The organism is Allobaculum fili (assembly GCF_020969955.1).
Classification (GTDB): Bacteria; Bacillota_I; Bacilli_A; order Erysipelotrichales; family Erysipelotrichaceae; genus Allobaculum; species Allobaculum fili.
Map to the genome: position 1 here is coordinate 13591 of NZ_JAHDSX010000014.1, position 24377 is coordinate 37967.

Sequence of the window (24377 nt, forward strand, 5' to 3'; positions counted from 1 at the left end):
GAAAGGAGAAACCCCTTTTCATGAATAAAACGTTTGAAATTGAAACCCTTGGATGCAAGGTCAATGAATATGAATCCGCCTATTATGCCGAACAGCTCGAAAAGGCCGGCTTTCGCAAAGTACAGCCCGGCGAAACGGCGGATGTGCTCGTCATCAATACGTGCACGGTAACCAATACAGCTGCCGCCAAATCCCGGCGCAAAATTCACCGGGTAAAGCGGGAAAATCCGCAGGCGGTTACCGCGGCGGTCGGCTGCTACGTACAGGTCAGCTCAAAAGAAGAGCGCGAAGAACTCGGCGTTGACGTTCTGATCGGCGCTGCCCATAAAGATCAGCTGGCCCAGATTCTTCTGGAAACCATGCGCCAAAAGGAAGAACAGGCGAATGAAAATTATTCTGCAGGACCAGATGCAGAGACGGCCTTCTCCTCCAGGGATGGCGTGGAGGATCTTGTGGAATCCTCACGCGATCTGACGCGCTTTGAATCGATGCCGATCGGTCATTTTGAAGGCCAGCACCGCGCCTTCCTCAAAATTCAGGACGGCTGCAACCAGTACTGCGCCTATTGTCAGATTCCATTAGCGCGCGGACCGGAACGCAGCCAGATTCCCGAGGAAGTCGTTAAGAGCGCCGTTTCCCTGGCAAAAAGTGGCCATAAGGAAATCGTACTGACCGGTATTCATACCGGCCGCTATCGCTTCCGCCAGACGGATCTCAGCCAGCTTTTAAAGCGGCTTCTGGAAAATACACCGGAAGACGTTTGCTATCGCATTTCCAGCATTGAAATTACCGAAGTCAGCGACGCGCTTCTCGATCTGATGGCTGAAAATCCGCGCATTCTGCCGCACCTTCATATTCCAATTCAGGCCGGCGATAACCGGACCCTCGCACGTATGAAACGTCCGTATACGGTCGAAGATTTTGAAAAGCGTCTCGAAGAAATCCGCGCGCGCATTCCGCACATTTCGATTTCCACCGATGTGATCTGTGGATTTGTGCAGGAAAGCGATGACGAATTTGCGACAACCGTAAAAACGCTCGAAGACTGCCGCTTTTCCTTTCTGCATGTGTTCCCGTATTCGAGACGCAAGGGAACCGCGGCGGATGCGATGACCGGCTTTATTCGCGGCGATATCGCCAAAGCCCGCACCGATCAGCTGCTCGAGCTGTCCGCAAGGCTGCGCGAAAAGGATATGGACCGCTTTGACGAGGCACAGGTTTTAGTCGAACGTGCGGACGCGAACGATCCAAACCGGTATCTTGGGTATACATCCCAGTACCATCCGATCCAGATTCTCAGCGAAACGCCGCTGAATGGCCGCGTAAATGTTAAAATGACGGAAATCCAGGACGGCCATTACCTCGCCGTTTTAAAAGAAGAGTAGAAGAAGAGTAGAAAGGGATTTATGAGACTTTCAAAAATGTTCAAGGATACCCCGACCATCAACATCGAAGGGCTGTCCTTCGATACGCGAACGATTAAAAAAGGCGATATGTACTTCTGCCTGCCCGGTCTGTCGAGCGACGGTCACGACTATATCGATCAGGCGATTGAAAAAGGCGCCATCGCGATTGTGCATTCCAAGCCGGTTGTACCGTCGGCTGCCGGCGTAGTCTATATCCGTGTAGACGATACGCTCGACGCGATGAATCAGGCGGCGCGGATTTTCTACAACCGTCCAAGCGACGATCTGCGCATGTACGGCGTGACGGGAACGAACGGAAAGAGTACCGTCACCAACATTATTCGCCACCTCAGCCAGCCGCAGACCCCCTGCGGCTATATCGGAACCATTGCGATTTCCTATGGCGACAAGACGCTCGTGCCGGAACTGACGACGCCGGACGCGATCACGCTGCAGCGTCTGCTTCGCGATATGGTCGACGCGGGCATGAAAGCCTGCGCCATGGAAGTTTCTTCGCACGGCCTGGCGCAGAAGCGCGTGAAAGGCATCGATTTCGATGTGGCAGTCTTTACCAACTTCACCTACGATCATCTCGACTTCCACGGAACGATGGAACGCTATTTTGAAGCCAAATCCCTGCTGTTTTCCAGGCGTGTAAAAAGCGAAGGCGTCTCCATTCTCAACGCGGACGATCCGAAATGCGCGGATCTGGCTGCGCTCAGTGCGGCTCGCGTAAAAACGTACGGCATCAATTCACCGGCCGACTACCGCGCGATCAACGTCGTGCTCACGAGCACATCGACGTCCTTTGATCTCGTGTACGGCTCCAAAACGTATCCGGTCGTTTCCAACCTCGTCGGCGATTTCAACGTAGCCAACCTTCTGGCAGCCATTGCGGCGGTGCACGAAAGCAGCGATCCGCAGTCCCTCGAAGAAATTCTGACGAAAACCGCGAACATTCCGCAGATCGCCGGACGCATGGAGCAAATCAAGGAAGGTCAGAACTTCAATGTGATCGTCGACTTCGCGCATACGCCGGACGGTCTGGAAAAGATGTTCCAGTTTGGCCGTTCCATTACCAAGCCGGGCGGATCGCTGATCGCCGTCTTCGGATCGGCGGGCAAGCGCGACAAGCCCAAACGCAAAGTGTTCGGCGAACTGGCCGATCAGTTCTGCAGCATGGTCTATCTGACCGAAGACGACCCGCGCGATGAAGATCCAAAAAAAATTGCGGACCAGATTCGCGAAGGCATGAAAAACGTACCGAACGTTTTTGTTTCTGACCGCTATGAAGCCATTCGGCAGGCGATCGAAGCCGCCAATGAAGGCGATACGGTTCTCATTCTTGGAAAAGGGGATGAACCCTTCATGTACTATGAAAACGGACGCGGCCCATGGGTGGGCGACAATAACGCCGCCAGAGAGTGCCTCAAGCGTCTTCAGGGTGAAACCGTCGACGAAGACTAGCACTCTTTTCCGCATCAAAACCGAGAATTCAATCCACCATACAGAGGATGACGAAAAATCGTGATCCTCTTTGTTTTTGCCAATCCTGCCATTCGGTCATTCTTCTGGCGAAATCGTGAAATCCTTTCTACTATGTTTAAACAGCGCGGACCCAGGCAGGCGGGAACGCGCTGATTTTTTATGTTTCGATATCGGATAGCGTTAGAATCCGCATAGACGATCCGGATTTTGGCAGTCCGCCTGGATCCGGAATACACGCGGCGACTAGGCAAAACTCCATGAGAAAACCTGGAGAGGCGGCGCCTCGGCCGCAGCGGAAATTTTCACATTTTTGAACGTTATCAGTTGAAATCTTTTCGTAGTCACCTATAATAGTGAATGTGATTCAGGAAGGGGGGTTGTAGTATGCCAAAAGTAGTTGTTAAAGAAAACGAACAGCTGGATGACGCACTTCGTCGTTTCAAACGTCAGGTCTCCCGCAACGGTACCCTTGCTGAGGCCCGTAAAAGAGAATTCTATGTTAAACCGGGCGTTAAGAAGAAACTGAAATCCGAAGCTGCACGCAAGGTTCGCCGCGGCAAGTAATGCCAAACAATCTGCTTAGAAGCAGATTTTTTTTTACGAATATTTCATTCCGGTTTGCTTGAATAAAGCGAAAACGCCCAAAAGGAGCGGACGGATCCAGCAGGTTTGACCCCGCGCGAATTCGATTTTCGGCTTTTTAATGCAAGAAGGAACCAACCTCTGGCCGATCGGATTAAAATCGGCTTGAGTCCATAACAGGCTGCGGTCTGAAAAGGAGATTTTTATGGAAAAACTTCTCGATTGTTCCGAACTGCCCTATGACATTCTGGTCGCTCTGCCCGGATTTCAGGATGCCAATTTCAAAGTCATTGAAAAGGCCTTTCCGGTTCAGATTTTTCTGAAAAACCAGACGCTGAAAATTGTCGGTTCTTTGGATGCGGCGATTGAGAAAACCGAACAGGTTCTCGATGCCATGGTACAGTCGCTCGATCGAAACGGGCACATCGATCTTGATGAGGTGGAACGCCTCTGCTTCCTTTCCTCCAAGGGACAGACCGCGCTGATTGTCGACGGCGCAGAAGAAGCACCGATTGCCCGTACGCGCGCCGGAAAGCTTATTTATCCGCGCACGCCTCACCAGAAGGAACTGGCGGAAGCATTCCGCAATGAAAAGATCATTTTCGCCTCGGGCGTAGCAGGTACCGGAAAAACGTATCTGTCGGTCGCGTTCGCGGTCGATCAGTTCAAAAAGGAAAAGATTTCCAAGATCATTCTGACCCGTCCGGCGGTCGAAGCCGGCGAATCCCTGGGCTTTCTGCCTGGCGACATGAAAGAAAAGGTCGATCCGTATCTGCGTCCGCTCTATGACGCGCTCAACGAAATGCTGGGCGCGGATACAGTCGAAAAGCTGCAGGAAAAGGAAATCATTGAAATCGCGCCGCTTGCCTTCATGCGCGGCCGTACGCTCAACGACGCCATCGTCATTCTCGATGAAGCGCAGAATACCACAAAAGCGCAGATGAAGATGTTCCTGACCCGAATGGGCAAAAACTGCCGCATGATCATTAACGGCGACGTCTCGCAGATCGACCTGATCCGCAAGGAAGATTCCGGTCTGATCGACGCCTGCAAAATTTTACAGGGCATTGACGGCATTAAAATCCTGTACCTGGATCAGAGCGATGTCGTACGAAATCCTCTGGTACAGAAAATCATTGAACGCTATGAAAACAGCGCCCGCTAAGCCGGACGCTTTTTCTTTGGATATCCGATTCTGGCCTGCGGCCTCTAGGTCAAACCAAAAACGGTGCAAGGTCAATACGGATACAATGAAAGCACTAAGAAATGTCCTTTGTGAATTCTTATCTCATCCGATTTGTACAGGACATTGTTCAGAAACAGGAGGGATTTGAAATGGAATCCAATACTGAAACGGTTCAAAATGAAAATCCGATTCTCGGAGCGGTTATGGTCTGTCATCCGCCCATTATCGTGCCCAACGTAGGGCAGGGGGAAGAGCGCCGCATCCAGGACATTACAGACGCCTATGAGCAGGCGGCTGCAGAAATCGGCGCGATGAACCCGGACACGGTCGTCATCATCTCGCCGCACGCTCCAAGCTATTTTGACTACATTCAGCTGACTTCGCCGAAAATTTCCGGAGGCGATCTGAGTCAGTTTGGCGATCACGAAGATCACTACATTATCGATAATGACGTTGAACTCGTACAGGAAATGAGCCGGCTGGCCGAAGAACAGAATTTCCCGATGGGGACGCTTGGACAGCAGGGCGGAAACCTGGATCACGGAACCGTAGTTCCGCTGTACTTTCTCAATCCGCAGATCGGCCACCATACCCGGATCGTTCGGATGAGCATTGGCGGACTCAGTCAGCTCGATCATTACAAAGCCGGCAAAATTCTGGCCCAGGCGGCGAAAAACCTGAACCGGAAAGTGGCGGTTGTCGCTTCCGGCGATCTTTCACATTGCCAGAAGGAAGGCTCCAGCTACGGCTTTAAAGCCTGCGGTCCGGTGTATGATGCCAAAATCATGGACGTCATGGGCAAAGGCGATTTTAAGACACTCGTAGAAATGCCGGAAAACGAAGCCGAAGATGCCATGTCCTGCGGTCAGAAACCGTTCTGCGTTATGGCCGGCGCATTAGACGGTCTGATGCCAGAGTCGAAAGCCCTCGCGCACAGCGCGGAATTTGGCGTGGGCTATGGCATCTGCACGTATACCCATCTTAAGGAAGAGGAAAGCCGCAAGCTGGAAGAAACGATTGAAAACGACTTAAAAGCCAGACGGCACGCCAAGCGGATGAAAGAAGATGTCTACGTTCGGTTTGCGCGCAAGAACATCGAATCGTTTGTTCGCGACGGCAAGACGGTCAGTCTTTCCGCCCACAGCGGTCTGCCCGAAGAAATGTTAAAGGACCGTGCCGGTGTCTTTGTTTCTATCCATGAATTTGGAAACCTGCGCGGCTGCATCGGAACGATTGCTCCGGTTCATGAAAATATTGCCGCGGAAATCGCGGCCAATGCGGCTTCCGCCTGCTCCGCGGATCCGCGTTTTCCAGCCGTTCGTCCTGACGAACTCGATTACCTGGACATTAACGTCGATGTTCTGACCAAACCGGAACCGTGTACGAAAGACCAGCTGGATCCGAAAAAGTACGGCGTCATCGTCCGTCAGGGTAATAAACGGGGCGTTCTGCTTCCGGATCTGGAAGGCGTAAACAGCGTGGACGAGCAGATTTCCATCGCCATGCAGAAAGCCGGCATTCCGGCGCATGCAGACGATGTCGAACTGGAACGTTTTGAGGTCGTACGTCACGTATGAAATGCGACGTCTGCTTCCGGAAATGCGATCTGAAAGACGGCCAGATCGGGTTTTGCAAGGGGCGGGAAAATCGAAACGGTAAAATTGTTCCCCGCAATTACGGCCGCATTTCTTCCGCGGCGCTCGATCCGATTGAAAAGAAGCCGCTTGTCGATTTTTACCCCGGCAGTCTGATTCTCTCGGTCGGCAGCTACGGCTGCTCCCTTCGCTGTCCGTTTTGCCAGAATCATGAAATCAGCCAGCAGGATCTGGAAGGGCAGTGTGAAACGGTAACTCCGCAGCAGCTCGTCGACAAGGCCCTTTCTCTTGTGCCGTACGGCAATATCGGCATCGCCTTTACGTACAACGAACCGCTGATCGGTTACGAGTTCGTACGGGACAGCGCCCGGCTTGCCAAAGAGAACGGTCTTAAGACCGTCCTGGTCACTTCGGGAAATGCGTCCGAAAAAGTGCTCGATGAACTGCTTCCGTATATCGACGCCTATAACATCGATCTCAAGGGATTTACCGACGACTATTACCGCTACGTCGGCGGAAATCTGGACATGACCAAATGCTTTATTGAAAAAGCCGCTAAGGCGGCCCATGTCGAACTGACGACGCTCATTGTTCCTGGAAAAAACGATTCCGTTGAGGATATGGAACGCATGGCCAAATGGATCGCTTCGATTTCGCCGGATATCGTTTTGCATCTCAGTCGGTATTTCCCCCGCTATCACGAAAAAGAAGACCCTACGCCGATCGAAACCTTGAAAAAACTGCAGAATACTGCGAAGAAATATCTGAAAACGGTCGTTCTCGGCAACGTCTGACACGTTAATTAAGTATTAAATTCAGATAAAGAAATCATCTCAAAAAGACACGAAAAAACCGGGTTCCCGTAAGAAGAATCCGGTTTATAAAATGGGTGACAAATGATCTAGTAAACGTAAGGATTGGCCAGGTCGCGACCTCTGCCGCGGCGGGGAATCAGGGCTGTGATTTCGTCGTGGTCGTATCCAACCGCCATGCTGCGTTCGGAAAGAAGAATCGGACGCTTGAGAATGGACGGATTTTCGTGGATGAAACTGGTCAGTTCAGAGATCGTCATATCGTCAATTCTTCCGTTAAGCAAAGCATAAGTCTTGGAACGGGTAGAAATGATGTCCTCTGTTCCGTTTTCGCAGCGGGCCATCAGATATTTAATCTCCTGCTCGGTCAGATCAGACGAGAAGACGTTTTTTTCAATATAATGAATATGATTTTCATCGAGCCATTTTTTGGCTTTTCGGCAGTTTGAACAGCCGGGGGAAGTATAGAACAATACGGTATTATTCATACGGCTGAATTCAGCTCCTTTCTTAGAGTTCTTAACAGCGAATTAATCCTATCCAAAGGGTAGGCAAGATACAAGACCGATTCAAATTTCACTTTGAAAAACCGCAATTTTAAAGATGAAAGCGCTCCGCATTTTTAAATTACGGAAAATTGTGTGATAGAGTGTTTTATTCACCCTCAGAAAACGATCGTAAGGGAATCGTTTCCTTCTTTATATAAGCGTCTTTTTTCGAATCTTCTACGATCAAAGAGGCGGGTCAGATTGTACCTGTCCGAAAAAGTGATATATTAACAAAGTAATTTTTGAAAGGATGAATTATGGGAAGACATTTTGAAGTGCGTGCAGCAGCCATGGCCAAAACTGCCGCCGCCAAAGCAAAGGTATACTCCAGATACTCGAAAGAAATCTTAGTGGCCGCAAAGAGCGGTGTCCCTGATCCCGATATGAACCAGGCGCTCAAAAAGGCAATCGCCCGCGCCAAGGCTAACTCCGTCCCCTCCGATGTCATCAAACGTGCCATTGATAAAGCAAAATCCTCTGCGGATGAAAGCTTCTCGGCAGCTCGTTACGAAGGATTCGGCGCCGGCGCCGGCTCCACCATCATCGTCGACTGCCTGACTGACAACGCCAACCGCACTATCGCAAACCTGCGTGCCTGTTTCAACAAGTCCCATTCCAAAATGGGCGTAAACGGATCCGTATCCTTCGGCTACGAAGATCTCGGCGTCATTGTTGTTCCGTTTGAAGACGAAGATGCCATGATGGAAGCCATGCTCGAAGGCGATATCGATCTGCGCGATGTGGAAGTGGAAGACGGCTACATGACCGTTACGGTCGATCCGACTCAGCTCGATGAAGCCAAGGAAGCCATCGATAAGCTGATTCCGGATGTAAAATACGAAGTTCTCGAACGCCGCATGGTTCCAAACGAAACCGTTGAGCTCGAGGGCGAAGATCTCGAACTGTTCCGCCGTCTGCTGACTCTGCTTGACGAAGTCGATGACGTACAGAACGTTTACCACAACGTATCCAATATCTAGTTTTCAAGGAAAACAGAGTTTAAACGGCTTTTCCATCGGATTCTCACGGCCTGCGTCCGGAAATTCGGCTTGAAAAAGCCGTTTTTATATTGCTCGAATGGTATGTCCGCTTATTGTTGAAGCGGAAGCAAAGGAACACGACGCAGACGGGAAAATTTCCGCTTCTGCGGCGTGTTGCTGCATATTCTGCCTGCGGCATGGAACTGAGCTCTGATCCTGAGGGCAGGAGTGTACGGCTTTACTTCTGGTCTTCGACTTTTTGCCAGAGCCGGTCTTCCTTGCGGTTGGTCAGCGCAAGCTGAAAGTTTTCTTTAGCCATCGGATAGTGTGCATACAGCTCGTTTAAAAGCTCCTTCATTTCCTGACGCTGTGAATGGCCGTCGTTTGGACAGACGGGTTTCACGGCAGGAATCTCATTGTCCCGGCACGCTTTGATGATTTCTTCTTCCGTGGCGTAGACGAGCGGACGAATGAGCGTAACGTCCGTTCTGGACATGTACTGGCTGGGCGAGAAGCAGGCGAAGCGTCCGCCGTGAATGAGATTGAGCAGGATGGTTTCCGTCGCATCGTCGGCATGATGACCGAAGACGACTTTATTGCAGCCAAGCTTTTTGGCTTCTTCGATGAGTGTTCCTTTTTTGAGCGTGGAACAGAGCGAACAGGAAATCCGATCGCCCTGCAGATTTTCGGGAAGATTTAAAATATCGAAAATGCGGGTGTCGACAATGTGAAGTTCAAGATTGTATTTCTCGGCGAATTCTTTCATGAGCTCGGTTTCCTTGCTGGAAAAGCCGACGTCGATATGAATCGCGCAAAGGGAAAAATCCTTTCCCTTGAATTTCTGATACATGCTCAGCGCCAGCCACAGCAGCATGGAATCCTTGCCGCCAGAAAGAGCTAGGGCGAGCATATCGCCAGGTTCAATCAGGCGAAAGTCCTGATCGGCCAGGCGGATTTTTCGAAGTAGAGTCTGCAGTTTCATAAATATGGGTTTGTGTTTAACCTTTCGGGGAAAAGACAGACGGCAGGCTGCCCGAGCGGCATACGGCAAGGTCGCATGTGCCCCTTGAATGCTTTCCTGCATGGAAAACGTCACCAGCAATTTTTCGCAAATGCAATGGCTGAAGGGAGGGTGCGGAAAGGGGACAGGTCTGTCTGTTTTGATGTTTGTTCGGAATTGCTTAAAATAGCGGTATGGATGGAATTCTTGTAATCAACAAGCCGGCGGGGATGACGAGTTTTGATGTCATTGCCAGGCTTCGTAAACAATATAAACAGAAAAAATTCGGCCACGCCGGCACTCTGGATCCCATGGCTTCCGGCGTTCTGGTCGTTCTCGCCGGCAGAGCCTGCAAGCTTCTGCCGTTTTTAAAAGATACCGATAAAGAGTATATCGCGCGCTGCGAACTTGGCGCTTCTTATGACACCGATGACATCACCGGAAAGCTCGAAGCGATTCGCCCGGTCACTCTGGATTTTGATGTGCAGAGTCTTCTGGATTCCTTTAAAGGCGAGCAGCATCAGCTCGTTCCCAAAGCAGCAGCTAAAAAGGTGGACGGAAAGAAGCTGTATGAATACCTGCGAGAAGGTAAGGAAGTCCCCAAAGTGTATTCGGATATTACCATTTACGATATCCGTGCCCTGGATGCGCCCCAATGGATGGACGATTTCGTGACGCTTGCTTCTGAAGAAAAGACAGAAGCAACCGAGGGGGAAGCGGCTGAGAAGGAACAAAATGAACAGATCGAACTGGAGGAAAGAGAATCCGTTCAGAAAGCGGATTTCTCGTTCTGGGTTTCATGCTCTTCCGGTACGTACGTTCGCTCCATCTGCCGGGATTTTGGCGTAAAGAGCGGAAACCTCGCCGCAATGAGCGCCCTGCAGCGAACAAAAGCCAACGGCTTTACGATTGAAGAAGCCGAAGACTTAGAAGCACCAGAACATACGCTTTATCCGATGGACCGGCTCCTGGATCTGCCCAAAGTCGATTACGAAACACCGGACGATATTCGAAACGGAAAAACGATCCATTTTCAAAGCGAATACGATCAGGTTCTGATGATGGACGGAAACGAAGTTCTCGCCATTTATACGCGAAAATTCAGGGACCGGGATCTGTTTTCCTGTACAAGGGGGCTCTGGCAATGAAAAGCATACGCATAGAATTCGATCAGATTCCGGCTTTAGAGAAAAGCGTCTGCGCCCTTGGCTATTTTGACGGCGTCCATCGAGGACACCGGCAGCTGATGGAGACGGCGATAGCCAAAGCCAAAGCCGCCGGAATACAGAGTGCCGTCCTGACGTTTGATCCGGACCCCTGGCAGGTGCTGAAGCCGAATGCGGATCTGCATCATCTAAGCGATCTCGAAGACAAGGCGATGATTCTCGAGTCGATGGGCATCGACTGCTTTTACATCGTGAACTTTACCCGGGAATTCGCGGGCCTTTCCAACGAACAGTTCCATCAGTTTTTAAAGGATCTGAACATTACAGAAGTCGTCTGCGGCTTTGACTACACGTACGGGAAAAAGGGAAGCGGCAATATTGAAACGCTCAGAAAGGACAGCGGTCTTCCGGTCGATGTGATCGAACAGATCAGCGATCACGAAGAAAAAATTTCCTCCAGCCGGATCGAAGCGCTGATTCGCGAAGGCAATGTGGAAGAAGCCGGCGAACTGCTCGGCTATTTGTACACGATGAAAGGCACGGTGGAATCGGGCTTTCAGCGCGGCCGCAAGCTTGGCTTTCCGACCGCCAATCTCTCCTTTTCCAAAGAAGAGCTCTGCCCGGCTTCCGGCGTGTACGCAGGGTATGTTCTCGTAAAGAATCACGCGTACAAGGCGATGATCAATGTCGGCACCAATCCGACGTTTAACAACCGGGAAAAGACGATTGAAGCCCATCTGTTTGACTATTCCGGCTCCCTCTATGGCAAAAAAGTGCGCTTTCTGTTCGCCAGGCGCCTGCGTTCAGAAATCCGCTTTGCGAGCGTAGACGATTTAAAGGAACAGCTCAGGCGGGACGAGAAGGCATCTTTAAAGGCACTAGCGTTGCCGGATGCCCGTCTGGACCATACAGTTAATTTATGGAGTTTGGATGGGCTCGATGGTATACTTGAACCGTGAAGTCAGGTGAAATTATGTCAAATCAAACTAGTGCAATGAAAGTAACGGACCAGTACGGCTCGATCGTATACAACCGTTCCGTTTTTTCTGCAATCGCCCGCAATGTGATTGATGAATCGAAAGACGTTGAAGTCGCAGAAAGCTCCAAAGTATTCCATGCCGACAAGCTTTCCTGGATTGAAGACGGAAAACTGTATATTTCCATTCCCGTTCGGCTTGGCGTAAATGCCAATGTTACGGATTTATGCGCGGCCCTGCAGAACAAGATTTACGAAAGCATTGAATACATGACCGACTACAAACCAGAATCGATTGAGATTCAGGTCGTCGGATTTATCTTTTAGGGAAATCGGCGGATTTCCCTTTTTTTGAAAGGAATACAAGACACTATGAAACAGAAAAAGACCCTGGCCGATGTTGAGCCGATGAGCCCGGAAGAACTCGAAAAAGGACTTTCGAATCTCTCTCCGTTTATTTATGACGCCATCAAGGATCGACTCGACGAAATTCCTGTGGAAATTCAGGAAGCGCTCGTACAGAAAATTCCGCTGAGCACCGATCTCATGCTGAAATACGGCATCCCGTTTAACCGTCACCAGATGCGCATTATCGCGCTGAAGGCGATCTATCAGAATCTGCTCGTCGGAACCGATATCCGCAAGGCGCTCTTTGATCTGCTTCATGGCCATAACGCCATTGACGGCTACCTGTATGAGCTTTCCATCGGCACTATGGAACACAAGGACGAATACATCGAACTGCTCTCCTCCAAGCTGCGCAGGGACTGGACCTGGAACCGCATGCCGGTTATTGAACAGGCCATCCTTCTGATGAGCACGCAGGAAATTCTGGAAGGAATCGCCCCGAAACCTGCGGTCATCAACGAAGCGATCACGCTTTGCAAGGAGTACAGCGAGCCCGGTTCTGCCAAAATGGTGAATGCGATTCTTGATTCGCTGAAATGAAAACTATAAAAGTTTCCCAGCTGGTCACGCTGGTCAGTCAGTTTCTGACGTCGAAAGTCCATACGGACAGCGTCATGATTTCCGGCGAACTTTCCAACGTTCGCTATGTCAGCGGCCACTGCTACTTTGATCTTAAGGATGAAGAAGGACAGCTTTCCTGTACTCTCTGGCGCTCGAATGCGAGCCGGGTAGGATTTACTCTCGAGGACGGAATGGCTGTCCTTGTTCATGGAACGCTCGATCTTTACGTAAAGCGCGGTCAGCTGAAGTTCAATGTCGACCATGTAGAACTCGGCGGCATCGGCGCGCTCTATCTGCAGCTTGAAGAGCGCAAGAAACGACTGGCTGCCGAAGGTCTTTTTGATCAGGGCCGCAAAAAGCCAAGACCCGAGGAAATCAATAAAATCGCGATCGTAACGGGCAAGACGACCGCCGGCCTGCAGGATGCCCTGAAAACCATCCGTCTGCGCTGGCCGATGCTTCAGGCCACCCTGTTTCCCGCACCGGTGCAGGGAAATGACGCCCCGCCCAAAATTGTTGCGGCGCTCAAAGAAGCCGATGCGGCCGGCATGGATGCCGTTCTGCTCATTCGCGGCGGAGGAAGCTTTGAAGATCTCTTCTGCTTTAACGACGAGCAGATCGTCCGTACGCTCGCAGCCATGAAAACGTACACCGTCACGGGCATCGGCCATGAAATCGATACGTCGCTGGCCGATCTGGCCGCCGACCATCGTGCTCTGACGCCAACAGCCGCGGCGCAGTGGGTGACGCCCGATCAGAACGAAGTACGGGCCAGACTGGATGTGCTCACGCGCCAGATGGAAGAGCGGACACGCCGCCTGCTTCAGGTCAGCCGGCAAAATCTCCTGTATCTGGTCGGCTCTTCGCCCCTGTCCAATGTGCAGGGCTATCTGGAAACGCGAAGAGCACCCCTCAATGTGCAGATTCAAAAGCTTAACGGTGCCTTTGCGGCCATTCTGTCCAGCGCGCAAAGCCGTCTGGAAAAAGCTTCAGCCTTTTTGCCGGTCGAAATGGAAAATCTTTTGCGCACGCAGAAAAACCGGCTGTCGAGCACGACGTCCGCGCTCTATTTTGCAGCGCCCGTTCATCGCATTACTCTGATGCAAAATGAGATCGGCCAGAACGTGCAGAAAATGGAAAAAGCCATGGACTGGCACTATGAACGCAGCCGCAGTGCGCTTGATAAACTGGACGCGCTTTTGCAGGCGCTCTCCGTAGAGCGTACGCTTGAACGCGGCTTTTCCATCGTCCGCCAGAACGGACACGTTCTCTCTTCGGCCGATTCGCTCAAAGCCGGCGATTCGCTTGATATCCGCTTTGCGAGGGGCTCGGCTGTATCCGTGGTTCAGTCGGTTTCACCGGATCTGAAAACGGAAGGCGAAGCGCCGGACACGGATCAGTAAAAAACGCCTGGGTTCATCCCAGGCGGCAAAGGACATAAAATTTCTGAAAATAGCGTTTAAACCAAACGTCTTTGCACAGTAACCGGAAGATTCGGTTCAGTCCTCTGGATCGAATCGTTTCGTTTCCCATACAGAAAGGAGCCATACTGCCATGGTTCAAAAAACGACAGCGATCCCGGCACCGCTCGATGCCCAGGGTCAGCCCATGAGCTTTCAGAAAGCCATGAAGCGCCTGGAAGAAATTGTTAACCAGCTCAACGATCCCAATCTCGATCTGGAAACCGCGCTTGTTCTTTACAAGGAAGGCCTTCAGATTTCACAGTTCTGCTCGCAGCAGCTCGATCAGTTCCAGATGGAAATGAATCAGCTGAGCGCTCAGGCCAATCGAGGAGACGTCCATGAAGCCTGAACTGGAAACGTGTAAACAGGTGCTGGAAAAGCGCCTGGACGAAAGCATTGCCGCTTTAGAACCGTCCCGGATTCAGGAAGCCATGGGGTACGCCCTACTTGGCGGCGGCAAGCGGCTTCGTCCGCTGCTGCTCTTTGCGGCCCTTGAGGCGTATGGTCTGGATCCCTTAAAAGGTCTGGATATGGCGTGCGGCATTGAAATGATGCATACATACTCGCTCATTCATGACGACATGCCGGAAATGGACGACGACAGGATGCGCCGCGGCAAACCGTGCACACACATTCTGTTTGGAACGGATGTCGGCCTTCTGGCAGGCGATGCCCTGCAGACGCTGGCCTTTGAAATGGCCGCAAAGGCGGAAAATCCAAAAGATGCAGCTGCACTCTGCCGCCTGATGGCGCAGAAAGCCGGCGCCAATGGCATGTGTCTCGGACAGGATCTCGATTTGTGGAGTTCGGCTTCGGATGACGAAAGCCTGGAGCAGCTCGTGCGCATTGAAACGCTCAAAACCGGCTGTCTCTTTCAGCTGCCGCTCAGTTCAGCCGCTCTTATTGCGGATCATGAAGAAGATCTGGACGCGTGGGATGAAATCGGCAGGGAACTCGGCATTCTTTTCCAGTTACAGGATGATCTGCTGGAAATGACGAGTACCGAAGAGAAGATGGGCAAGTCCCTTTCGGATACGCGCAATGACAAAGCGACCGCCCTGACGCAGTACGGAATCGATCAGGCGACGCGCAAAATCGAAGAATGCTACGCGAAAATCGATCGTACGCTGGATGCGCTCGGTCTGCAGGATCAGACTCTGCGCGAACTTTTTGATGAAATTCGCCATCGTACTCACTGATCCGAAATCAGGCTTCGGCCTGAAAAACAAACGAATTCAAAAAACTCTTAGAATACGCCTTCAGGCGATAAGGGAAAGGAGTGTTGTGATGAATCTGACCGAGCTGAAAACCTGTGACGATCTGCGCAGACTTTCCCTGAAGGAGATGGAAGTTCTGGCGCGTCAGATCCGGCTGTTTCTGCTGTATTCCGTTTCGGAAACCGGCGGCCATCTCTCCAGCAACCTCGGCGTCGTCGAACTGACGATCGCCCTCCACTACGTCTTTGATGCGTCGAAAGACAAGCTGATTTTTGATGTCGGCCATCAGTCGTATGCGCATAAAATTCTGACCGGCCGTGCCGATCAGTTTTCCACGCTGCGCCAGTTTCACGGCCTTTCCGGCTTTCAGAAACGCAGCGAAAGTCCGGCAGACCCGTGGGAAGCCGGCCATTCCTCGACGTCCATTTCGGCGGGGCTCGGCTTTGCGGCAGCCCGCGATCTGCTTCATCAGGATTACGAAGTCGTCAGCGTAATCGGCGATGGCGCGATCGGATCGGGAATGGCGCTCGAAGCGCTCAACGATCTGGGCCGCCAGCGCCGCAAGATGATTATCGTCTTTAACGACAATACGATGTCCATTTCGCCTAACGACAGCGGACTGGAAAAATCGATTACTCGTCTTAGGACGTCGAAAGTGTACCGGGATACGAAAAAGGATCTCAGTCAGTCGCTTTCCAGCTCTGAAGCCGGACAGGAAATTTTGCATTTTCTCAAGCGCAGCCGGGACATGGTCCGGCAGGCCGTTGTCGACGCGCCGCTCTTTTCGCAGTTTAATCTCAACTACATCGGACCGGTGGACGGCCACGATATCGGCGCACTCATTTCCGCGTTTCAGACGGCCAGAGAAAAAGATGAACCGGTCGTGGTGCACGTTATTACGAAAAAGGGAAAAGGCTATCCCATGGCCGAAAACGATACGATCGGTCTGTGGCATGGCGTCGGTCCGTTTGATGTGTATACCGGAAAGCCGCTGGCCGCACCGGTTCCCGGCGTTTTAAGCTGGTCGGAAGCGATCGCGCGCACGCTCATGCGTCTTCTGGCCCTCGATCCCAAGCTGGCCGTCGTTACCCCGGCCATGGCGACTGGAAGCGAACTGCTGCCCATTGCCCGCCGCTATCCGGATCGCTTTTTCGATACCGGCATTGCGGAAGAACACGCCATGACGATGACGGCGGCAATGGCTGCCGGCGGTCTGCACCCGTTTCTTTCGATTTACAGTTCCTTTTTGCAGAGAGCGTACGATCAGGTTTTGCACGATACCGCACGCATGCATCTGCCGGTCGTTGTCGGCATAGACCGCGCCGGTCTGGTCGGCGCGGACGGAGATACGCATCAGGGCATTTACGACATCGCCTTTTTGTCGACCGTTCCTGATATCGTTCTGTGCCAGCCAAAGGATGCGCTCGAAGCGCAGGATCTCCTCTATTCGGGCTTCCATCAGAATATGCCCTGGTTTATCCGCTATCCGCGTGGAAAAGTACCCTTTACGCCAAAGGAGCATCTCGCGCTCATTCCCGCTGGAACGTGGACGGTGTATTCAACGTTTGCGGATCGGCCAGCCGATCAGATCGTGATCGCCTACGGTCCGGACGTCGATCGTATTCTCGACCGGGCTCGTCAGGAAAATCTGTCCCTGATGGTTGTTAACGCACGCTTTTTAAAACCGCTCGATGACGATCTGCTCAAAAAGCTCTTTGAATCCGGCAAGCCGATTACCGTCTATGAAACGGATTCGTACGAAGGCGGACTGGCGATGCAGATTCAGGCCAGAGCCTCTGACTATAAGCGAGATATCGATGTGCTGACGTTAAAGGATGGCTTTATTGAGCAGGGAAGCGTGGAACAGCTCAAAAAGGAGCAGCACATTTCGCTCGACGATTTAATGGAAAGGCTGAAAGATCATGCGTCTTGATCAGTATCTGGCCAAAGAACTGCAGACGCGCACCCGTGCAGCCGATGCCATCAAGCAGGGCCGCGTCTCGATCGCCGGAAAAACCATTACCAAGCCGGCGTATGAACTGAAGGAAGAAGAACAGGATCAGATTGAAATCCGTCCTGTCGAGCACGATTATGTCAGCCGTGCCGGCGGAAAGCTTCAGGCCGCCTTTGACGCCTTTCACATCGACGTGAAAGATCAGTGTGTTCTCGATATCGGCGCCTCCACCGGAGGTTTTACGCAATGCGTACTTGAACATGGTGCGCGCAAAGTATACGCTTTAGATGTTGGTCATCTGCAGCTTTCACCCGCGCTCAAAGCGGATTCGCGGGTGGTGGAGATGGAAGGCATGAACGCGCGCAGCATTTTAAAAAGCTGGTTTTCGGACAAAATCGACTTTATTTGCATGGATGTCAGCTTTATTTCCGCCCTTTCCATACTCGAACCGCTGTTTTTGCAGATGATGCCCGAGCATCTGTGCGTGCTCGTAAAACCGCAGTTTGAATGCACCAAAAACGCACTCAACAAAAAAGGCGTCATTAAAAATCCGAAATACGAAGCGCAGGCCGTAGAGAAAATTCAGAACGCACTTTTGATGCACTACGCAAAAGTACGCAAAATTCCCTCGCCGGTCGTCGGCCGCAGCGGCAATCAGGAATACCTCCTGTACGCGTGCCGGCCAAAAGAGATCCACAGCGCGCCTGAACCGACGGATGCTCCGGCAAAACCGGAATAACTCAAATAACCAGGATCGCGTCTGGACGTATAACGGAAAGAAGCCGAAAAGACGTTACGGCTGGATAGCCTTTTTGCGGATACAACTGAAGACAATACAGTCAGCCGCCTGCCTCTTAGGAAGCAGGCGGCTGACTGACTAACGGAATATGGAAATACGGCCCGTTTTAAAGAAAACGAAAGTATTTCCAAAGAACAAAATCATTTAGAAAGAGGGATCACCATGATTGAACAGCTGACAGTCCAGGATTACATCCTCTTTGATCAGGCTCAGATCGATTTTGATCAGAACATGTCGGTCATCACCGGCGAAACCGGTGCCGGTAAATCGCTGCTCATTGATGCCATTCAGGCGATTTCCGGCGAACGCATCGGAAAAGGCGTCGTCCGTAAGGGAAAGGACAAGGCCATTTTGCAGATGGTCCTTTCCAACCCGTCTAAAGAAGTATGCCAGATGCTCGAGGAAAACGGATTTGATGTCGAAGATACGATCATCATTACCCGCATCGTCAGCGCTTCGGGAAAAAGTCGCATGCTTCTCAATTCCCGGACCACCACGAACAGCTTTGTCGCCAAAATTGTCTCCCGCATGGTCGACATCCATTCCCAGATGGATACCATCCGGCTGATGGATCCAGCTTTGCAGCTGGAAATGCTGGACCGCTTTGCAAAAAATGAGGAGCGGCTGGCACAGACCCGCGCCGCCTATTCGCGTCTGCGTGCGGTTTCTGCCAAAATTCGCAAGCTCAAAAACGAAACGTTTTCGCAGGATCGTCTCGATTATCTGACCACACGGCTCAACGCCATTCAGAACGCGAAAATCAAGGAAGGCGAACTCGAAGCTTTAGAACAGAAAATCGCCAAAGCCGAACAGATTCAGGACGCGTTTGACTCGATGTCCGAAGCGCTCTATCTCTACCGCAAGGAAGGCGGCATTCAGGATCTGCTCGTCGAAGCGGCCGGCTGCCTGAAAAATCATCAGACTGAAGAAGAATTCGGAACCCGTCTGACCGATCTGGCTTTTGAAGTCCAGGATCTGTTTGAGCGGGTATCCGATGTAAAAAACGAAACGATGATGCAGGAAGGCCATCTCGACAAAATGCAGGAACGTCTGTTTCTCATTAAGGATCTCTTCCGGGAAAACGGCGGCACGTACGAGTCGATGACCAAAGCCGCTAAAGATATGGAAGAGCAGATCGATCAGATTCTGCATCGTCAGGATGTCTTTGAACGTCTGGAAAAAGAACGCCGCCATGTCATGAGCGAATACACGAAGCAGGCGTCATTGCTGCATCAGGCGCGCAAGGCGGTCGTTCCTGCACTGAAGGAACTGGTGGAAAAGCACGCGCGGGATCTGATGCTCGAGCACTGCGTGTTCGACATTCATTTCGATAAAAAGCAGCCGTCAAGCGATGGTATGGATGCAGTGGAGTTTTACGCGTCCATGAACCCCGGCCAGGCTCCTTCCCCGTTAAAAGCTTCGGCCAGCGGCGGTGAGCTGTCCCGACTGATGCTGGCGCTGAAAGTCGTGTTCCAGGCCGAAGATGGCATCGGAACCCTGGTGTTCGACGAAATCGATACCGGCGTTTCCGGAAAAGTCGCACTGGCGATGGGATCGAAAATGCATGCGCTGGCCAAAGACTATCAGGTACTCTGCATTACCCATCTTCCGTCCGTTGCCGTATGGGCGGACGATCACTACTGCGTCTCCAAATCGACCGACGGAACGATTACGACAACCCAGGTGAGCGAACTGTCTCAAGAAGATCATTTTAAAGAGCTGGCCATCATGGCCAGCGGCAACGCCGATGAAGCCGGCGTTTCGAGCATGAAAGAGCTCGCCAGACGGGTACGCCATGGCTAGAGTGCTTTTTCATATCGATCTCAACGCCTTCTTTGCCTTCGCCGAAGAACTGCGCCATCCCGAACTGAAGGGAAAGCCGCTTGGCATTGGCGGCAATTCTTCGCGCGGCGTTCTGAGCACCTGCAATTACATCGCCCGTCAGGCCGGTCTGCATTCCGCCATGCCGGTCCTGCAGGCGAAGGAAATGTGTCCGGAACTGGTTTTGCTTCCGCCCGACGGGGAATACTACCGCAAGCTGTCCGGTCAGTTTTTCGCGCTCATCCGTCAGTACTGTCCGCGCATGGAAATTCTTTCCATTGATGAGTGTTTCGTCGATGCGACCGATGTCATTACGAAGTATCCAAGACCGCTCGATCTGGCCGTCGCCATTCAGCGTGCCGTTTATGAAAAGCTGGGTCTGAAGTGTTCGATCGGCGTGGCGCCGACGCGCTTCCTGGCAAAAATGGCTTCCGATCTGCGCAAGCCGATGGGCCTTTCCGTTATTCGAAAACGCGATATCCCGGCCAAGCTTTACCCGCTTGGCGTGGAAACGTGCATTGGCATCGGAACGAAAACCGTCCCAAAGCTGCAGGAAGCGGGCATTACAACAATCGGCGATCTGGCGGATCCGGAAAACGAAGCGCTCTGTGCGCAGATTTTCAAAAATTCCTGGCCGGAAATGAAGGCGCGAATTCATGGGCAGTCGAGCGACCAGCTCGTCTTCTCGAGCTCGCGCAAATCCATTTCACATTCCCGGACATTTCTGTCGGATCTGTACTCGCTCGAAGATCTGCAGAGCCAGTGTCGTACGCTCGTGTACGAGCTGGCGGAAAGCATGAAAAAGAAAAATCAGCGCGGCGCGCAGGTTTCGCTCGTTTTGCGCGATATTCACTTTCGCAATAAGGTGCGCTCGAAAAAGCTTTCCGGCTATACGAACGATCCGATCATTTTGTACGAAGCCGTCAGCGGTCTGCTCCAGAAGGAGTTTGATCCCGTCGGCTACCGGCATATCGGAGTAACCGTCGGTTCGCTGGCCAATGAAGAACAGATGCTGTTTCAGCCGACGCTCTTTGATTTCGACGCCGGCGCGCCCGATCATCTGCTTGAGTCCTTAAACCGCTCGCTGTCTAATGAAGAAACGGGCGGAAAGCTCATGACGCTTGGCGATCTCATGCGAAAAAAGGAAGAAGAAAAAAGCAGCGACAAGGCGGATGCCAAATCTCCGAAAGCCAATCCGGATGAGGAAAAGACAGCCGCGCCTGCGGCTTCGGAGAACGCGTATGCGTAAACGGCCGCCCATTCTCGATCTGCTTTCCGCTGCGCAGAAAGAGCGTCTGAATCAGGACGAGCTGCACTTTCTGCGCAGCGAAGCAAATTTTGCACTGGATTATTTTCTGGCCCCCTATAACCGCCTGATCCAGAACCGCACGCAGTTTTGCATCAACAGCGACAGTGCTGCGCTTGCATTGTTCGTTTCCAAAATCCGCAATCGCAAAGTGCTTGAAATCGGCTGCAACAACGGAGCCATTCTTGCGTATATTTCCCAGGAAAATCCTGCCTTCCTTTGCGGCGTGGAACTGCAGGAAAGCGCCGCAAAGCTCGCGCAGATCAACATGAAGCTTTTTTCGAAAACGTCTTCGTTTGAAATTCGAAACGGTTCCATTCTGGATCTGAATGCGGGAGAGTTCGATCTGGTCCTTTGCAATCCGCCCTATTTTGCCCCGTCTCCTGAGCAGGCCGTACGACCCCTTACTTCACGGGAAATTGCTCGCGTAGAAGGCGATCTGAATCTGAAGACGATGATTGAAAGTGCCAGACGCCATTTGAAATCGGGCGGGCGGTTCTGCTTTGTCCATCGTCCTTCCCGGCTTACCGAGATTTTTGCATTATTGAAGGAAAACCGTTTTTCCATTTCCCGTCTGCAGACCGCCTACGATATTCGAACGTTTCAGCCGTGTGCCGTCCTGGTCGAAGCCGTGCTGGATCGCTTTGTTGATCCCGTACTGGAAACGGCTCTTCTTTATGATGGAACGTGCCGTCCGAAAACGATGGAAGAATATTTCCGGACTCACGATCTGAATGGATCGGCTGGCGGCGCAGAGATCAATCCAGAAAGTACGGACGGTACCTGTATGGTCAGAAAGGAAGGCGAGGAAAATGACGGAAAGCAATAAATCGACCGAAGAACGCCTGGATAAAAATCCCGCGGATGAAGATCTTATGCAGTCTTCTCTGACATCGGCTTCTTCAAAGCCGATGGATCCGATGCTCGAGTCGATCGTTTCCGACTACTTTTCACAGGCAGCCGGCGGACGCATGCTTTCTCAGTCTTCCATTCAGGCGCAGAAAAATGATCTGCGCCTCTTTTTTGAAGAATGCAGGCAAGGAGAACTTTCCCTGCTGAATCTGAATACCAGCGAAATGCAGAGCGTCATCGACGGACTTGCCTCCGGTTATGCCCCTTCTTCCATCGCGCGTCTTTGTTCGACGCTTCGTTCGTTTTATTCCTATTTGTCGCTTCGTCTCGATCAGCCCGATCCGGCTATGACGCTGCGCGCGCCGCATTTAAGCCGGGCTTTGCCGCTGTGGGTGAGCGCCGAAGAATTTGAAAAGACGCTCGAAATCTTTGAAGCCGACGATAAGGGCATACTGGATAAAACGATTCTGATGACGCTGTACTGCTGCGGACTGCGTGTCAGTGAACTGTGCACGCTCGAAGAGCGGAACGTCCGTCTCGATCAGAAGCTGCTTCGCGTCATTGGAAAGGGAAGAAAGGAGCGGGTCATTCCGCTGCCCGATTCGCTTTGCACTCAGATGGACGAATACCGAAAGCGCGTACGGGATCCCAAAGCCGGCATGCGCAAGTTTTTCTTCGTTTCGCTCAAAGGCGAAAAGCTCAACCGGCAGTACGTCTATCGTCTGGTTAAGAAAGCGTCAATTCAGGGCAGTCTTCCGCCTTCTTCGAGTCCGCATACGCTTCGCCATTCCTTTGCGACAAGACTGATGGAGCACGAAAGCGATTTGCGCTCGCTCCAGGAACTGCTTGGACACAGCGATATTTCGACCACCCAGATTTACACCCATATTGATACAAACCGCCTGCTCAGTACGTACGATCAGGCGCTGCCCGATTTCGGCACCCTTGGCGGGATTGCGGATGGACAGGAAGAAGGAACGGTCGCGGAGAAAGACGCTCCATCGCTTTCACAAAACGTGTCTGAACCAAAAGAACGAGCCGATCGGCTGGAGTCATCTGTGTCGGATGCAAAATCGATCTCCAGTACGGATGTATCCTCTTCGATCGAACCGGCGAGTCAGGAAGTTCATGAGCGCAGACGGCTTTCGAGAGCGCAGCGAAAGAAAGCCGAAAAGGCGTCGAAACAATAGACGATGGAGTACTTTTGAAAAAATGTGTGTCCTTTTGTACGATCGAAGCCCTATACGCTCAGCCTCACGGACGGGCTAAATCGAAGAATAGAGACAGAAGTATGAAATCGTGGCAAAATGAAAAAGCCGGCCGCACAGGCCGACCAGAAAAGAGTCTTTCTCTTTTCTATTTTGAAAAGGCCAATCTGGCCGGGAGGAATAAGCATGAGTTGTGAAGGATGCCCTTCAAAAGGTAACTGTTCAAAAAATCCGGAAAGCTGCGGACTGCAGCCCAATCCGGCTAATCATATCAAAGCCATTGTTCCGATCATGTCCGGAAAAGGCGGTGTAGGCAAATCCACCGTGACGGTTATGCTCGCACGCGCGCTGGCTGCCATGGGCAAATCGGTAGGTATCATGGATGCCGATGTGACTGGACCGTCCATTCCGCGTCTGTTCGATCTGCAGGATGAACAGGCGTACGCCAATGCCGAGAACTTCGTTCTGCCGGTAGAAACGAGCGATCATATCAAGACGATGTCCTTAAACTACATGATGGCCAACGAAGGCGATCCAGTCGTATGGAGAGGTCCGATCGTTTCCAATATGCTGAAGCAGTTTTATACGGACGTCATCTGGGGCGATCTCGATGTACTTCTGATCGACATGCCGCCAGGAACCGGCGATACTGCGCTGACGATTTTGCAGGAGCTGCCGGTAACCGGTGTCGTTATGGTCACCACGCCGCAGCCGATGGTTTCCATGATCGTTACGAAAGCTGTTCGCATGTGCAAAAAGATGAATATCCCCGTACTGGGCATGGTTGAAAACATGGCCTACATGAACTGCCCGCACTGCAATGAACGCATCAATTTCTATTCGACCGATGAAAACGGCAAGTTTGTCGGCATGGAAGGCCTTGAAGAAGTCAAGATGTACGCGATGCTGCCGACCGATGATCTGCTGCGCCGTACGAATGATTTTGATACCTTTACCATCGCGCAGATGGATGAAGTCAAAGCGCTCTTTGTCGAGTTCGCTAAGGAACTCTGCGAAGATCTCGAAAAGCTCGAAAAGTAAGTTTCCGC

The 24377-nt window shown here is 51.9% G+C and carries 23 protein-coding genes; 21 read left to right on the forward strand and 2 right to left on the reverse strand.

Annotation, left to right across the window (positions count from 1 at the left end; all coding sequences use genetic code 11):
* Nucleotides 1–20: 20 nt before the first annotated feature.
* From mtaB to amrS, 6 genes are all read left to right on the forward strand, one after another.
* Complete coding sequence (gene mtaB / locus Afil_RS04785; RefSeq protein WP_230267393.1) at nt 21–1385, forward strand: tRNA (N(6)-L-threonylcarbamoyladenosine(37)-C(2))-methylthiotransferase MtaB; 1365 nt, start codon at nt 21–23, stop codon at nt 1383–1385.
* 21 nt (nt 1386–1406) lie between these two features.
* Complete coding sequence (locus Afil_RS04790; protein WP_230267394.1) at nt 1407–2873, forward strand: UDP-N-acetylmuramoyl-L-alanyl-D-glutamate--2,6-diaminopimelate ligase; 1467 nt, start codon at nt 1407–1409, stop codon at nt 2871–2873.
* Between the two features lie 405 nt (nt 2874–3278).
* Nucleotides 3279–3458 (forward strand): 30S ribosomal protein S21, encoded by a 180-nt coding sequence (gene rpsU, locus Afil_RS04795; protein ID WP_230267396.1) that lies wholly within the window; start codon nt 3279–3281, stop codon nt 3456–3458.
* 223 nt (nt 3459–3681) lie between these two features.
* Entirely contained in the window at nt 3682–4641 is a 960-nt protein-coding gene (locus Afil_RS04800) for a PhoH family protein (protein ID WP_230267397.1), read from the forward strand.
* 170 nt (nt 4642–4811) lie between these two features.
* Nucleotides 4812–6239: an AmmeMemoRadiSam system protein A gene (gene amrA, locus Afil_RS04805; protein WP_230267399.1), complete on the forward strand. Its 1428-nt coding sequence runs from the start codon at nt 4812–4814 to the stop codon at nt 6237–6239.
* On the forward strand, nt 6236–7051 hold the full coding sequence (gene amrS / locus Afil_RS04810; RefSeq protein WP_230267400.1) for an AmmeMemoRadiSam system radical SAM enzyme: 816 nt from the start codon (nt 6236–6238) through the stop codon (nt 7049–7051). The genes amrA and amrS overlap by 4 nt, the downstream gene beginning before the upstream one ends.
* A 107-nt stretch (nt 7052–7158) precedes the next feature.
* Here the strand turns inward: amrS and Afil_RS04815 are convergent, their stop codons facing one another.
* The gene (locus Afil_RS04815) at nt 7159–7557 is read right to left on the reverse strand and encodes a Spx/MgsR family RNA polymerase-binding regulatory protein (RefSeq protein ID WP_230267402.1); all 399 of its coding nucleotides are present in this window, start codon (nt 7555–7557) and stop codon (nt 7159–7161) included.
* 317 nt (nt 7558–7874) lie between these two features.
* Here Afil_RS04815 and Afil_RS04820 point away from each other — a divergent pair, with 317 nt between their 5' ends.
* Nucleotides 7875–8597, forward strand: a complete 723-nt coding sequence (locus tag Afil_RS04820) for a YebC/PmpR family DNA-binding transcriptional regulator (protein WP_230267404.1) — start codon at nt 7875–7877, stop codon at nt 8595–8597.
* A 238-nt stretch (nt 8598–8835) separates the two neighbouring features.
* Here Afil_RS04820 and Afil_RS04825 read toward each other — a convergent pair whose 3' ends face one another.
* Nucleotides 8836–9579 carry a tRNA lysidine(34) synthetase gene (locus tag Afil_RS04825; RefSeq protein WP_230267405.1) on the reverse strand — a complete coding sequence of 248 codons (744 nt, stop codon included), beginning with the start codon at nt 9577–9579 and terminating at the stop codon, nt 8836–8838.
* Nucleotides 9580–9791: 212 nt separating this feature from the next.
* Here Afil_RS04825 and truB point away from each other — a divergent pair, with 212 nt between their 5' ends.
* The 14 genes from truB to Afil_RS04895 all read left to right on the forward strand — a co-directional run bounded on the left by truB (nt 9792) and on the right by Afil_RS04895 (nt 24369).
* Nucleotides 9792–10745: a tRNA pseudouridine(55) synthase TruB gene (gene truB, locus Afil_RS04830; RefSeq protein ID WP_230267407.1), complete on the forward strand. Its 954-nt coding sequence runs from the start codon at nt 9792–9794 to the stop codon at nt 10743–10745.
* A complete protein-coding gene (locus Afil_RS04835) occupies nt 10742–11722 on the forward strand; it encodes a bifunctional riboflavin kinase/FAD synthetase (RefSeq protein WP_230267408.1) in 981 nt (326 codons plus the stop codon). The genes truB and Afil_RS04835 overlap by 4 nt, the downstream gene beginning before the upstream one ends.
* A gap of 14 nt (nt 11723–11736) precedes the next feature.
* Complete coding sequence (locus Afil_RS04840; RefSeq protein ID WP_230267410.1) at nt 11737–12066, forward strand: Asp23/Gls24 family envelope stress response protein; 330 nt, start codon at nt 11737–11739, stop codon at nt 12064–12066.
* A 45-nt stretch (nt 12067–12111) separates the two neighbouring features.
* Complete coding sequence (nusB, locus tag Afil_RS04845) at nt 12112–12687, forward strand: transcription antitermination factor NusB (RefSeq protein ID WP_230267412.1); 576 nt, start codon at nt 12112–12114, stop codon at nt 12685–12687.
* Nucleotides 12684–14111, forward strand: coding sequence for an exodeoxyribonuclease VII large subunit (gene xseA / locus Afil_RS04850; protein ID WP_230267414.1), 1428 nt, complete (start codon nt 12684–12686; stop codon nt 14109–14111). Before nusB ends, xseA begins: the two co-directional genes overlap by 4 nt.
* A 151-nt stretch (nt 14112–14262) precedes the next feature.
* A complete protein-coding gene (xseB, locus tag Afil_RS04855; protein ID WP_230267415.1) occupies nt 14263–14520 on the forward strand; it encodes an exodeoxyribonuclease VII small subunit in 258 nt (85 codons plus the stop codon).
* Entirely contained in the window at nt 14510–15370 is an 861-nt protein-coding gene (locus Afil_RS04860) for a polyprenyl synthetase family protein (RefSeq protein WP_230267416.1), read from the forward strand. The genes xseB and Afil_RS04860 overlap by 11 nt, the downstream gene beginning before the upstream one ends.
* A gap of 88 nt (nt 15371–15458) precedes the next feature.
* Complete coding sequence (gene dxs / locus Afil_RS04865; protein ID WP_230267418.1) at nt 15459–17321, forward strand: 1-deoxy-D-xylulose-5-phosphate synthase; 1863 nt, start codon at nt 15459–15461, stop codon at nt 17319–17321.
* Complete coding sequence (locus Afil_RS04870) at nt 17311–18081, forward strand: TlyA family RNA methyltransferase (protein WP_230267419.1); 771 nt, start codon at nt 17311–17313, stop codon at nt 18079–18081. Before dxs ends, Afil_RS04870 begins: the two co-directional genes overlap by 11 nt.
* 222 nt (nt 18082–18303) lie before the next feature.
* Complete coding sequence (locus tag Afil_RS04875; protein ID WP_230267421.1) at nt 18304–19944, forward strand: DNA repair protein RecN; 1641 nt, start codon at nt 18304–18306, stop codon at nt 19942–19944.
* Nucleotides 19937–21211, forward strand: a complete 1275-nt coding sequence (gene dinB, locus Afil_RS04880) for a DNA polymerase IV (protein ID WP_230267422.1) — start codon at nt 19937–19939, stop codon at nt 21209–21211. The genes Afil_RS04875 and dinB overlap by 8 nt, the downstream gene beginning before the upstream one ends.
* A complete protein-coding gene (locus Afil_RS04885) occupies nt 21204–22097 on the forward strand; it encodes a tRNA1(Val) (adenine(37)-N6)-methyltransferase (protein ID WP_230267424.1) in 894 nt (297 codons plus the stop codon). The genes dinB and Afil_RS04885 overlap by 8 nt, the downstream gene beginning before the upstream one ends.
* The gene (locus Afil_RS04890) at nt 22081–23310 is read left to right on the forward strand and encodes a tyrosine-type recombinase/integrase (protein ID WP_230267426.1); all 1230 of its coding nucleotides are present in this window, start codon (nt 22081–22083) and stop codon (nt 23308–23310) included. Before Afil_RS04885 ends, Afil_RS04890 begins: the two co-directional genes overlap by 17 nt.
* Before the next feature lie 204 nt (nt 23311–23514).
* Nucleotides 23515–24369, forward strand: a complete 855-nt coding sequence (locus Afil_RS04895) for an Mrp/NBP35 family ATP-binding protein (RefSeq protein ID WP_230267428.1) — start codon at nt 23515–23517, stop codon at nt 24367–24369.
* Nucleotides 24370–24377: the final 8 nt, after the last annotated feature.